The sequence below is a fragment of the Marinitoga okinawensis genome (assembly GCF_055387075.1).
The window spans coordinates 1,878,534-1,892,045 of the sequence record NZ_AP042422.1 but is presented as its reverse complement, the minus strand read 5'-3'; the positions used below and the strand labels follow the sequence as shown (position 1 = coordinate 1,892,045).

The 13,512-nt window shown below is 25.9% G+C and carries 16 protein-coding genes; 1 reads left to right on the top strand and 15 read right to left on the bottom strand.

The features are described from left to right. Position 1: 1 nt before the first annotated feature. From ACZ5CK_RS09250 to ACZ5CK_RS09210, 9 genes are all read right to left on the bottom strand, one after another. Positions 2-652 carry a winged helix-turn-helix transcriptional regulator gene (locus ACZ5CK_RS09250; RefSeq protein ID WP_464581527.1) on the bottom strand — a complete coding sequence of 217 codons (651 nt, stop codon included), beginning with the start codon at positions 650-652 and terminating at the stop codon, positions 2-4. A 291-nt stretch (positions 653-943) separates the two neighbouring features. Beyond that, positions 944-1,561 (bottom strand): hypothetical protein, encoded by a 618-nt coding sequence (locus tag ACZ5CK_RS09245; protein WP_464581526.1) that lies wholly within the window; start codon positions 1,559-1,561, stop codon positions 944-946. Positions 1,562-1,573: 12 nt separating this feature from the next. After that, positions 1,574-2,812, bottom strand: coding sequence for a hypothetical protein (locus tag ACZ5CK_RS09240; protein WP_464581525.1), 1,239 nt, complete (start codon positions 2,810-2,812; stop codon positions 1,574-1,576). A 114-nt stretch (positions 2,813-2,926) separates the two neighbouring features. Next, entirely contained in the window at positions 2,927-3,172 is a 246-nt protein-coding gene (locus ACZ5CK_RS09235) for a hypothetical protein (RefSeq protein WP_464581524.1), read from the bottom strand. Between the two features lie 32 nt (positions 3,173-3,204). Continuing rightward, positions 3,205-3,615, bottom strand: a complete 411-nt coding sequence (locus tag ACZ5CK_RS09230) for a hypothetical protein (protein WP_464581523.1) — start codon at positions 3,613-3,615, stop codon at positions 3,205-3,207. A 66-nt stretch (positions 3,616-3,681) separates the two neighbouring features. Beyond that, a complete protein-coding gene (locus tag ACZ5CK_RS09225) occupies positions 3,682-4,284 on the bottom strand; it encodes a hypothetical protein (RefSeq protein ID WP_464581522.1) in 603 nt (200 codons plus the stop codon). Positions 4,285-4,529: 245 nt separating this feature from the next. After that, positions 4,530-5,258, bottom strand: coding sequence for a hypothetical protein (locus ACZ5CK_RS09220; RefSeq protein WP_464581521.1), 729 nt, complete (start codon positions 5,256-5,258; stop codon positions 4,530-4,532). Then, positions 5,221-5,436, bottom strand: a complete 216-nt coding sequence (locus ACZ5CK_RS09215) for a hypothetical protein (protein WP_464581520.1) — start codon at positions 5,434-5,436, stop codon at positions 5,221-5,223. The genes ACZ5CK_RS09220 and ACZ5CK_RS09215 overlap by 38 nt, the downstream gene beginning before the upstream one ends. A 204-nt stretch (positions 5,437-5,640) precedes the next feature. Further along, a complete protein-coding gene (locus ACZ5CK_RS09210; RefSeq protein WP_464581518.1) occupies positions 5,641-5,862 on the bottom strand; it encodes a hypothetical protein in 222 nt (73 codons plus the stop codon). A gap of 411 nt (positions 5,863-6,273) precedes the next feature. Between ACZ5CK_RS09210 and ACZ5CK_RS09205 the strand changes: the two genes are divergently transcribed. Beyond that, complete coding sequence (locus tag ACZ5CK_RS09205; protein ID WP_464581211.1) at positions 6,274-7,872, top strand: IS1634 family transposase; 1,599 nt, start codon at positions 6,274-6,276, stop codon at positions 7,870-7,872. 127 nt (positions 7,873-7,999) lie between these two features. On the opposite strand, the gene ACZ5CK_RS09200 is transcribed toward ACZ5CK_RS09205, so the two are convergent. The 6 genes from ACZ5CK_RS09200 to fdrA form a co-directional block, all read right to left on the bottom strand. Continuing rightward, positions 8,000-8,164: a hypothetical protein gene (locus tag ACZ5CK_RS09200; protein WP_464581519.1), complete on the bottom strand. Its 165-nt coding sequence runs from the start codon at positions 8,162-8,164 to the stop codon at positions 8,000-8,002. 204 nt (positions 8,165-8,368) lie between these two features. Then, positions 8,369-8,590 (bottom strand): hypothetical protein, encoded by a 222-nt coding sequence (locus ACZ5CK_RS09195; RefSeq protein WP_464581518.1) that lies wholly within the window; start codon positions 8,588-8,590, stop codon positions 8,369-8,371. Positions 8,591-8,981: 391 nt separating this feature from the next. Next, a complete protein-coding gene (locus ACZ5CK_RS09190) occupies positions 8,982-9,704 on the bottom strand; it encodes an N-acetyltransferase (RefSeq protein ID WP_464581517.1) in 723 nt (240 codons plus the stop codon). Between the two features lie 57 nt (positions 9,705-9,761). Continuing rightward, a complete protein-coding gene (locus tag ACZ5CK_RS09185) occupies positions 9,762-10,556 on the bottom strand; it encodes a cyclase family protein (RefSeq protein WP_464581516.1) in 795 nt (264 codons plus the stop codon). A gap of 12 nt (positions 10,557-10,568) precedes the next feature. After that, the gene (locus tag ACZ5CK_RS09180) at positions 10,569-11,972 is read right to left on the bottom strand and encodes a YlbE family protein (RefSeq protein WP_464581515.1); all 1,404 of its coding nucleotides are present in this window, start codon (positions 11,970-11,972) and stop codon (positions 10,569-10,571) included. Continuing rightward, positions 11,969-13,510 carry an acyl-CoA synthetase FdrA gene (fdrA, locus tag ACZ5CK_RS09175; RefSeq protein WP_464581514.1) on the bottom strand — a complete coding sequence of 514 codons (1,542 nt, stop codon included), beginning with the start codon at positions 13,508-13,510 and terminating at the stop codon, positions 11,969-11,971. Before fdrA ends, ACZ5CK_RS09180 begins: the two co-directional genes overlap by 4 nt. Positions 13,511-13,512 lie beyond the last annotated feature (2 nt).

Below are 13,512 nucleotides of genomic sequence, written 5' to 3'. Positions count from 1 at the left end.
ATTACTCCCCCTTCTCTAATGAAACATTTCCTGTTTCATCTATATTGAATATATATATATTTGATAATTCATTTTCTCTAGCATTTTTTAATATGTCTTCAGAATGTCTAAATGAAGCTATAATAATCATGTCATAATCCATATTTTTTACTTCTTTTGGTGAATATATATTAATTCCATGGATTTTATCGCCTTGTTTTGAAATAGAATCATCTATAAAACCTATAACATTTATATTTTCGCTATTTAATACTTTTAATACTATTCCACCTACAACCCCTGCACCATATAATAATATATTTTGATATCCCATATCTTCAATTTTATCCAAAACCTTATTAAATGATTTTTTTGTTTCTGAATATATTTTTGATACTTCGTTAATAAAAGATACAGTTAAAAACTGTAATCTTTTTTTACCATCTGCAGTAATTTCATAATTCATTTTTCTTCTGTTTTCACCAGTTTTTATAATATATTTTTTGTCTTCAAAATCCTTTAGATACCGGTTTACCATAGATGGAACAATACCAACTGTTTTTGCTATCATTTCTTGTGAAACATTTTCATTTTTTGATATTATCTGTAAAATCATTAATTCTCTGAAATTAGGTGATGGATTAAAAAAAGTATAATCTTCAAAATCAAACATAATTCCACTCCTTTTTCATTCACTGAGTGAATTATATCATATATTATTTTTTATGTCAATAAAAAAACTCCTGCACAAAGCAGGAAATTGATTTTTATTTCAAGGAAGGTTGTTCGTATTTTTCATTTTGGTATAAGTTTCAAGGAACTTTTCAATTTTTAAATTGTAATATATTATTTTCATTTTTCTTTCTAATTGTATTTTTTCTATTTGATATTCTTTCTCAAATTTATCCCATTCTAATTCTATATTTTTTATGATTTCTTGGAATTTTTTTAACATATAATATTTTTATGAATATCTTAGCTTAAATTCTTTCTGCATTTCTAAATTTAAATTTTTTATAAGCATATTTTTATAATTATATAATGATTCATAATTTTCTTTTAATAATATTTCTAGTTTCTTTTTTGTTAGATATTTTTTTAATTCTTCAACCTTGGTGGTTATTGGAATATTACTTAATTTACTATATTCTTTTTCTAAAAATTCTATATAATTTTGAAGATAATAAGCATTATAAAATAAGTTTTTAAAATATGAAATATTCTTCTCTTTTATGTTTTCTTCACTTAAACTTGCTATTTGCTTATTTAATTTATTCATTTGTGCTTTATCACTAAAATCTGATCTAAATACATTCCATGAAAAATTTATGGATGATGTATTTAAATTCACTTTACTTATTTTATCCCAACCAAAAGAAAAATCATATGATATATATGGTAAAAAATCACTATATTTTTCTAGAATGCTTTTGTTTTTTATTTCATGGTTTGAATTTAAAATTGAGGCATAATATTTATATGCATCTTCATAATACAAAAAAGTATTTTTAATGTTATTTTCTCCATATGCAACAATAAATAAGTTAAAAACTGTTAATAATAAAACAAAACTTTTTTTCATCTCTGCCTCCTGTTATTCTATTTCTTTAAATATGATAAATCTTTTATAAAATTTATCATATACATAATAATAAAGCATATTATTTATTTTTCTAATCTTCATTTTGGCAGGTATAATTTTATATGATTGAACTGGTTCTTTGCCTTCAAAATTTAAAAATATTTTTGCCTTTTTTTCAATTAAGCCCATATTATTAATTTCATACTTTTTTATAAAACATAAATTTCCTGTATTTGTATATCCAATTTTTGGATTAGTAGTTAATAAATATAAATTATTATCCATAATTTGAGCAGAAGGAATAATTTGTTCATATCTGAAAGCATATCTGGTATCAATAATTTTATTTTTTTCTGTTATTCCATCTTCTGTAATTTTCCATAAAGCTATTCTATCAATTTTCTTATAAAGATTATATTCTTGATTATTTTTATTTTCTTCAAATATCAGTAAATATGGTATTTCATTATTATTTAGTAAAAATGCTTCTAAGTTATTTGTATTAGATAATTCTTTATTTATCTCTTGTTCTTTTTTTACTCCATATATTGTATATCCAAACAAATTTTCCTTTTTATCAATTGAGGATAATTTTTGATATATAATTTTTGGATTATTATTTTCAATTATATCTATAATATGAATATCTTCGTTTTTATCAATCATCATTTTATCCCCATGTGCGTAAGGAATTATAATTTCTCCATTTTCATAATTATTATCTATATCATTTGCAACATCCTCAAAAATATAAAAATCCTTTATTTTAAAATTTTCATCAAAAATAGTTATCCCAGCATTTGTAAGAAAGTATACTTTTCCATTTTTTTCTTTTATATCTCTAACTGCAAGTCCTTCTGGAAATGGGGGTGGTGCAAATCTTTCTATATTTCTTTTTTCCATTTCTCCATTTTTTAAATTTATAATATATACAAATGCTTTATTTTCGTTTAGATCTGAAAATTCAATAATTGGGATTGTATATACATTTTCAAAAATATAAAGTTTATTTCCATCTTCGCTAATTATCCAATACATTGATTGAGAAGAAAAAATATCTTCTGGAATAGTTATATTCTTTTCTTCTGAAATATCTGATCCATCATCAAAATTATATTTTTTATCCGTTGCTATGGTATATAACGGTTTTAAATTTAATGGTTCTACTCCTTTAAAAAAATACTTTAGTTCATGAGAAAATACTTTTCCTATAAAAAATATTAAAATAATACTTAATACTAATTTTTTCATATTTTCACCCCTGTGTATAATGTTTTTTTATTAATAAATTCGATAGGGTGGACACCCTAAACAAGTTTGAAATTATATTTTATTTACTGAAATTTAATTATAGGAAATTATTTTTTAATCTTCCCATGGAGTCCTCCATACCCTAAACTTTGCATTTTCATGATCTTCTATTAGTGGATGATATTCAGAAGTAGGATCTGGTTCATATAAAACTTTTAAAAATGTTTTTATAGGTTCATATGCATCATAAGTTTTATATCTATCTTCTCTCCAAGTTTTAACAATTTGATTATTTTGATACTCTTTGCAATCATAAACAATATGGATTTCTCCTGTTTCATTTTTGTAGTGACGTAACACAAAAACAGCTCCTGTCAAATAAGGCTTTAAATCTATACATTTGTATATGATGCCGAAACACTTCTTCCGACATTTACAGAAACATTAGCTTTTAAAAAATCCTTAACAGAAGCTTCAGCACCTACGGACAAACTTCCATATATAGTACCTGTATAAGTCCTAGAGGTTTTAATATTTCCACAAGTTGATTCTCCAGATTCCCATCCTGACATCGCCTGACATTTAACTGTATAATTATAGAATTTTCTAGAAAGAATAGCGATAGATGTAATTTCTTTTTCAATTCTACTAGTGGTATTTTCCCCACCATTATTGCTACCAGCACCAATAATGTTTTTCATTTCATCATCAGTCAAAACTTTTACATCAACAGCTTTTGAATGAGCAAAAATATTTACAGGCACCATGTTTACAAGCATCATCAACAAAATAGCATATACCACTTTTCATTCTCCATCCTCCCATCATTTTTTGTTTTTTACAACAAATAGCACGCTATTTTAGAAATATTATTGGTTATAGTTATAAATGGACTTAATCCAATCAATTTTTAATCCTTTCCATGTTCTTACTATATAAAAGGTTATTTCAGCATTTTCTGGATATTTTATTTTTTTCATCTTATTATTATCTATTTCTTTTTTTATAATCTTTCCTTTTGAATCCAATTCATAGGATACTAAATCTCCATTTATAATATGAACCATATATCCATTCTTTCTTTTTTTTATATTTATATTTCTTTTGCTTGTATTTGTACCCATTACTAATGAAGCATCATTTTCAAGAAAAGTATAATATTTTTTCATAAGTTTTTCTGATTTTTCTGGATTTAAAACATACTTTTTTCTTTCTTCTATCATTTTATTTAAATAAGCTTTAAGGGAATCATTTATAACATTAGAAGATAATGTATTCTCTTCAAGAATACTTTCATAATATATATTAGCATAATACATTGCATCATAATATTTTTCAATTATATATAAAGGATTAAAGTATAAGTTATAGAATAATTTTAGCGGAAAATACAAAATTATTATTGAGATTATAAAAATTATTAATTTAAATCTAAAATCAATATCCTTCCAATAATACCAATAATTAAACAATTCATAAGACCTCCTAAAATATATATTTATCAAACTTCTATCATTTTATTTAAATAAGATTTAAGGGAATCATTTATAGTATTAGAAGATAATGTATTATCTTTAAGAATATTTTTATAATATATATTAGCATAATACATTGTGTCATAATATTTTTCTAATATATGTTATGGATTAAAATAGGTGTTATATATAAATGTTGTAAAATATACTGATAATATTCCTAATATTGGATAAATAAATTTTTAGGGTTTTTCGTACCATACATAATAATTTCCCCCATTTATATAATTTAAATAATTATCTTTTGCTATTAAACATAACTGGGAAATATTATTGTAATTTGGAGAATCTTTTACATCAAGATTACCTCTGGTTATAGTAGTTTCATCAAGTTTTTCTCGAGTTTCTATTATGTCATTATCATTATATTTATACTTTGCTATTCCTTCTACTCTTACTAATAAACTGCTATAATTATGTTCAGCTATTGCAAAAACTTTTCCCCAACCTTTTTTCCAATTTCCATTTTCTGAAATGTAATGTATAACATATACCTTTCTTAATGTATAATGTCTTGCTTCTTTGGTTGTTGTTTTTGTTATTCTAAAATTGTTTTTAAGATATGAAATAAAATCTTCTGTATATTGTATATATTCAATGAAGTTTTTTAATTCTGAAGCAATAGAATTAATAATGTTATTTGTAGCTATATCTAATATAGTATTTAATGTTGCATTAAATATTCTTCTTGACATTTCTCCATCAGTATATCCAGTTTTTGTAGTATCAAGTCTATATCCAAAAGTATATTGTCCTGGATCTAATTCATCATACAATGATTCATAAACACCTTTATCTTTTATATTATTAAGATAATCTTCAAAAGTAAATATTTTATTCGGTAAAAATAATTCTTTTGTATGACTAATATTATTATAAATATATTTTATTAGCAGGTATTTTTTGACCATTTGAATTTTTTATAGAAGAAATCTTTTCATTTTTTATTTCAAATGTATACTCTATATTACCTTCTTTATCAAATATCTCTTGTTTTACTAAATTTTCATCTTCAAAATAATTTTTGAATACCAAAAAACCATCTTTAGTATAATACTCAGATGTTTTAATAACATTATTATCATACACAGAACTTTCTAAACCATTATTATCTTCAACATTTTTTTCTAATTTTTTTATATTAGTACATGATATAAAAAATAAACTAATAAAAAGAATTAAAACATATACTATTTTTTTTCATTCTCCATCCTCCTATATTTTTTTGCTTACTTTTTACAATAAATAGCGCGCTATTGTTGATTAATAACATTATTGTAAATATAAATATAATTATAATACATGTTTTCTATATATAGAATAAAAAATTTTGCTTAATGTGTATTCTTTACTCTGTAAGAACTCTTTTTCAATATTTAAATTTTTATTATGTTTATAAAATATATCAGGATTAGGAACGTTATTATTATTTAAATTCGAAATATAAAAAGTAGTTAAAATATTCAACAGCAATATTGTTAATAAAAACACAGATATAATAAAAATTTTTCTCATATTTTCACCTTAAGTTTTATATCTTGATAATTCGCTGATAATTTTATCAAAAAAAAAAGTAAACAAAATCGCAGTAAATTTGCTGATAATTTTATATTTCTAAAATTCGATAAATTTACTTAATTATTTTATTATATAATATACCAATTAAGTTAAAAAGTTATTATATACAAATTACTAAAAGAAAAATCTCCTGCACAAAGCAGGAGATTGATTTTCCTGACTTTGACACAAAAATGGCGATTTTTGGGTAAATAGGACGGTAGAATGCGGGTTTGAGGTGCGTATTTTTCAGGAAGTCGAAAAAATGTGTGGCTAACTTTTGTTACATATAATTAACTATACATATTGTTATTTAGCTTCTTTTAGTGGTATAATATATATGACAACCACTAAAAGGGGATGATTATAATGTATCCTAAAATATCAAAAGTTAAAGGTAAGAGATATTTAAGGATAATGGAAAGTGTAAGAGAAGGTAAGAAGGTTAAACAAAAGACAGTGGTAAATTTTGGAAATGTTGATAATTACACTAAAAAAGATATAATTAAACTTGTAGATAGTTTGTTAAGGATATTTGAAATAGAAGGATACGAAAAAATAGATGATGATTTAATGGAAGAAATAGCAAGAAAGAATTACGGAATACGATTAATAGTAAATAAGATATTTGACAGATATGAAATGAAAAGATATTTTGAGAAGATGAATACAACATATGATGTAGAAGAGATGTTAAAAATAATGGTAATGAATAGAATAATAGAACCGAGGAGTAAATTAGGAATATTTAATAATTTAGAATATTTAGGATATACACCAGTAGAAGTTAGTGAAGGAAAAGAATTAGAAAAAGATGAAGTTATGTTGCATTGGTTGTATAGAACATTAGATGTATTAGCAGAAAATAAAGAAGGTATAGAAAAACATTTGTATAATCAAAGAATAAGTTTGTTTAATACAACAGTAGATTTAGTATTTTACGATGTAACTACATTAGCCTTTGAAACACAACAAACAAATGAGATATTACAAATGGGATATTCAAAAGATAAGAAATTTAATGAATCACAAATAGTATTAGGTATGTCAATAGATCAAGATAAAATGCCAGTGAGTTTTGATATATATCCAGGTAATACATTTGAAGGACATACATTTAAAGATGCAGTTGAAACAATGAAAAAAGAATATCAATTAGGAAAAGTAATAGTAGTATCAGATAGAGGAATGATGAGTAAAAAAAATATAGAAGTAGTAGAAAATTCCAATTATGAATTCATAGTAGGTAAATCAATTAAACAATTAAAAAAAGTAAATATATTTGATGGAGAATTCATAGAAATAGCAAAAGGAATAAAATATAGAGAAGTTCAATACGATAATAATAGATTACTCATAATATATTCAGAAGAAAGAGCTAAAAAAGATAGAGCAGATAGACTTAGATTAATTGAAAAAGCAAAGAAAATGCTTGAAAATAATAATGTAGATTCAATGAATAAAAGAGGAGCTAAAAAATATTTAAAAGAAGAAAATAAACAGAATTATATATTAGATAATGAAAAAATAAAAAATGATGAAAAATACGATGGATATTATGGAATAATGACAAATACTAAATTAAATCCAAAACAAATATTAGAACAGTATCATACATTATGGAAAGTAGAAGAAACATTTAGAACATTAAAAAATTATCTAGAAACAAGACCTATATTTCATTGGACTCCTAAAAGAATAAAAGGTCATATAGTAATGAGTTTCATATCTTACATAATGCAAAGAACATTAGAATTAGAACTAGAAAAAAATAACATTGATTATTCACATGAAAAAATTAGAGAGACTATTAAAAATATGGAATATTCAGAAGTAAGATTAAAAGACAAATTATTTGCATTAAGAGCCAATTTAAATGAATTTCAAAAATCAATATTAAAAATATTAGAAATAGAAAAACCTAAAAAAATGATGGATTTAGATGAATTTAAAGGAAAATACTTCTAAAATACGCATGAATAGCTAAAAAGAGGGAGGTGTGTGGCTAATTTCTCTTTTTACAAAAAGTTAACAATCGCTGTTTTTCTTATTATTTCTCTTTTTGAGAATTTGAGTTACAAAAGTAGTGTCAAACTCAGGAAATCTTTTCATTTTTTATTTCAAATGTATACTCTATATTACCTTCTTTATCAAATATCTCTTGTTTTACTAAATTTTCATCTTCAAAATAATTTTTGAATACCAAAAAACCATCTTTAGTATAATACTCAGATGTTTTAATAACATTATTATCATACACAGAACTTTCTAAACCATTATTATCTTCAACATTTTTTTCTAATTTTTTTATATTAGTACATGATATAAAAAATAAACTAATAAAAAGAATTAAAACATATACTATTTTTTTTCATTCTCCATCCTCCTATATTTTTTTGCTTACTTTTTACAATAAATAGCGCGCTATTGTTGATTAATAACATTATTGTAAATATAAATATAATTATAATACATGTTTTCTATATATAGAATAAAAAATTTTGCTTAATGTGTATTCTTTACTCTGTAAGAACTCTTTTTCAATATTTAAATTTTTATTATGTTTATAAAATATATCAGGATTAGGAACGTTATTATTATTTAAATTCGAAATATAAAAAGTAGTTAAAATATTCAACAGCAATATTGTTAATAAAAACACAGATATAATAAAAATTTTTCTCATATTTTCACCTTAAGTTTTATATCTTGATAATTCGCTGATAATTTTATCAAAAAAAAAAGTAAACAAAATCGCAGTAAATTTGCTGATAATTTTATATTTCTAAAATTCGATAAATTTACTTAATTATTTTATTATATAATATACCAATTAAGTTAAAAAGTTATTATATACAAATTACTAAAAGAAAAATCTCCTGCACAAAGCAGGAGATTGATTTTTATTTCTCGTTTTTTACAGGTATTATTAACCAGAACAATTGAAAAGAGAAACTTACTTTAATTTCATTCACTGAGTGAATTATATCATATATTCTAAATTATTGTCAACTTAAAAGAATTTTATTTAAATTATAATAAAAATAGGCAGGCTTAAAAGCCTGCCTAAAGTTTATTTAAACAACGGGACTGTCTGGAATAATTAATTCTTTATTAGCTTCAGCAACCTCAGCGCTTGCTGGTTCAAGTTCAGTTTTTACTAATTGTTTTAAATAATCTTTAATTGAAAGATCCCAGTATTCCTTAGTTACATAATAAACTTTTGCACCACCGAGTTCATGTTGAACATCTGGCCATGGGTATGATGGTTGTGCCATACCTAATCCCCATCTCTTAAATCCATTATAACTTTCATATGTTGCCCACCATTCTTTTGCACCTAATTTTTCAAATGCATATTTAGCCTTTGCATAATACATAATAGCTCCAACCCTTAATCCTCTAACATATGCCATTGAATGAAGACTAATATGAATACCATTATTCATAACTCTTGCATTTGCAAATCCTGCTAATTTTCCATTAATTGTACCAATCATGAAATAAGGATCCTTTAATCTATTTCTGTACCATCCTAATAATTCACCGTATACCCTTACACCAACGATATCATAGAAATCATGATCAACATCTAATAGTTTTTTAATAAATGGTAATAATTTAGGTACTTCATCTTTTTCTAAAGGTCTTATGTATAAATAACTTCCATCTTTTAATTTTGCCATTTCTGGTTCATAAGGTGGTAATTTTAATGATGGTCCTGATAATAAAGGTTCTAATTCTCTAACATCAAATGTAATTTGTTCTTGTGATACTTTTTCTGGTATTTCTTTCCACATAAATTTCCCCTCCATATTTTTAGTGTAAATTTTTATAATTATATATTACTTTTAATATTATTCTTCAATTTCAAATGCTGCAACACGAGCAATACTTGATTCACCATCAACTAATCTCCATGGGAATATACCAATATACATTCTTCTATTTAATACTTTATCAATATCTCCACCAAGATTTTCTGCATGAAGAATCAAGTGTGGGAATAAATCAATGTGCATTAATTGATATGTTTTATCATCGAAATATTCATCAAGTGGTTTTCCATATTTTTCTCTAAAATGTTTATCTGCCATTGCAGCAAATTCAGGCCTATATTCTCTTAATATAGTATTCATTGGGTGATCTGCAGAACCACAATCGACACCAATCCATTTAATTTCCATTTCTTTTAACCAGTCAGCAAATCTTTGATCTGGTCCAGGATGGAAATAGTAATATTTATTTTCATTAGCTTCTGGTTGATCCCAGGCATATTTGTGATAACCAGTGTTAATAATTATAATATCTCCTTTTTTAATTTCAAGATTATTTTCTTTTGCAACTTTTAATAATGTTTCAGGTGTATAAATATCAAAATCTCCAACTTCCTTAGAAATATCTAAAATTACACCTTCATGGAATAAGTAACCATCTAATGGTAATGAAGCTATATCTCTTCCGCCTGTCATGAAATGTCTTTGACCGTCTAAATGTGTACCATTATGCATACTTGTTTGAACTATTTGTCCGTTAACTTTTTGAAGCATCATTCTTTTGAAATACCACAATTTCATTGGCTCATATCCTGGCCATGGTGGTGTTGTAATACCTATCTTTTGAGTTAAATCATATACTTTAATACCTGCCATAATGTTCCCCCCTTAATCTAAATAAGTTTTTACAAATGCTTCTAATGCATCTATAAATATATTCATAGGTGGATAGGTTAAACCTGCTCCAACCTGACCTATACCTGGTTCTTTATGGGCAATACCTGTGTTAATTCTTGGTAATATACCTTTTTCAACAACTTTCTTTACATTTAATCCTGTAGGTGTTCCTCTAAAGTTTAAGAATGGTATTTTATATGTGTTATTTTCAGCATCTGTTATTTCATACATTTTTAATGTTGTTTCAATAGCTTCTTGAACTGTTCCACCAACAAATTTAACTATTGCAGGAGCTCCAGCCATTGCAAATCCTCCAAAACCACCAGTTTCTGTTATAGTACTATCACCAATATCTGGATTTGCATCTTCCTTTGTAAACCCTGGGAAGTATAAACCTTCAACCTCTTGAGCTGGTCCAACAAACCATTGTCCTGGCAATCCAGCTAATCTAATTCCAAAATCTGTTCCATTTCTAGCCATTACAGTAGCTATTGTGCTTCCTTTAATACCTTCAGCGGCTAATGTGGCTGATTTAGCAGCTGGCATTGATAAATTCAAGAAGAAATGATCATTAGAATTGATAAATTCAATTACTTCTTTCTTTTCTTTATTTGAAAAACTGGTATCTAAGATAGCAGGAGCTATTTCTCTTATGAATAATGAGGTTGCTGCTCTATTTCTGTTATGACATTCATCTCCCATTTGTACGGCTTGAGCGATTAGATTTTTTAAATTAATCTCACCTTTTAATTCAATAGCTTCTTTTAAAACAGGATATAATGTTTCTTCCATCCATTTTAACTTTTTAATTACATCAGGACCATTAGCCCCATATCTTAAAACTTTCCCCAAGCCTTCATTCATTGTACAATATGCTTTTATACCATATGTTTTATTTTCTATAATGAATACAGGCATTGAAGGAGTAGCTACACCAGCCATTGGTCCAACACCATCGTGATGATGCCAAGGATCAAATTCAACCTCACCAGATTCTATTAATTCAATAGCTTCTTTCTCATCTTTAGCTTTACCTTCATATATTAATCCACCAATAACAGCACCTTTTAATGGTCCGCACATTCTATCCCATGTAATTGGTGGTCCAGCATGTAAAATCATATTATCTTTCATTCCAGGAACAACATCTCTGGCGATTCCCATACCAACGAGAGTTGGCTGAGAATTCATAATTCTTTCGACAGCTTCCTTATTAGCTGCATCAACATCAATACTTAACATATTAAAATCATTTAATATTTTTAAAGCCTTAGATCCACCAAGAGGTGGTTTCCAATCAACATGAACAACATTAGCACCTTGTTTTTTTAAATCTTCGTAGAATGATTTCAAACCAATATTAACTATTTTTAATTCTTCTTTGAATAAACTCATCTTCCCAACTCCTTCCAAACATTAACTGCAAATTTAACTGCACTTGCATTGCTTGGGAAGACAATGACACCTTCATCTTCCAGCTTTTTCTTTTGTTCATAGTATTTTTGTGGATCTTCATATGTTCCACATATATTAGCAATAACACAACGATAATTATCAGAAGTTTCACGTGCAGCTTTTACTGCTTCTGCAATTTCTCCAGCAGGATCCATGTGAGATCCCCAACCTAATACAACATCAACCATTATTATTGCAGTATCCTTATCTAAATATTCTTTTATTAATCTGGATTTTCTCATAGTAAAATCAATCATTGGATGAGGTCTTCCTACTGTGAATTCATCTTCTCCCATATCAACAACAGTATTTTCTTTACTTGAATTAATATTTTCTAATTTATATTTTGGATCAAGTGGTGCTGGTGAATAAATAGGTCCAATTTCTTTTGATAATAGTACCATCGTTTCATCAGCTAAAGTTCCACCAGAATATAGTCCTCTTATATATTTACCTTCTTTGATTTTTGAGGCTTCTTCTTTTACTTTTGATTCAAAATCAAATGATTCTAAGAAATCAAAATACGTATATACATCTTTTTCTATTTCTTTTCCTTGGCATAATAATGCAGCTTTTATAGCAGCATCTTCTAATGTATATCCAACAGTAATAGTAGGATCTTCAACAACACCATTTACAAAATGAACAACATGTTTTTTGTTTGTTTTTTTCAATAATTCTGTTGCTTTTTTAACTACTTCAGGATAAGGTGGTTTGGATACTAAAACAATAATATCTGTCTCATCATCTTCAATAAGTCTTTTAATACCTTCTAAAAACATTAATCCACCAACGTCTTTTTTTACATCTCTACCGCCAGTACCTATTAATTGTGAAATTCCACAACCAAGATTTGAGATAATAGATGAAACTTCTTGAGCACCAGTTCCCGAAGCTGCGACTATACCAATCTTTCCTCTTTTTACAACATTTGAAAATGCCATAGGAACTCCATTAATAATGGCTGTTCCGCAATCTGGCCCCATGACAAGTAATCCTTTTTCTAAAGCATATTTTTTCAATTCTATTTCTGTTTCTAAAGTAACATTGTCACTAAAAAGCATTACATTTAAACCATAATCCAAAGCTTTTCTTGTCTCAAAACCTGCATATTCTCCAGCTATTGAAATAACCGCCATATTTGCACCATCTAATTTTTTTACAGCACTATCAAGGGAAGGATAAAATTTCTCTCCTTCTTCTTCCTCAGCCTCGGCTTTTAATAATTTTTCTACTTCTTTTTCAATTTCTTCCATATTAACATTTTCCCCTTTTATAACTATTAGTAAATCATTAGGGGTAGTTTTTTCTAATTCCTCATCGATCATATCCAATTCTTTTAAAAATTCCTTGTTTGTGTCTGTTCCCATACCAACTAAAGCTTCTTCAACTTCGTCACGTTTTTTGATATCTTCTGTAATAAGCATAAGTGTAACTGAATCATAATACGAATTTGGTTTAATCATTTTATAAACCACAG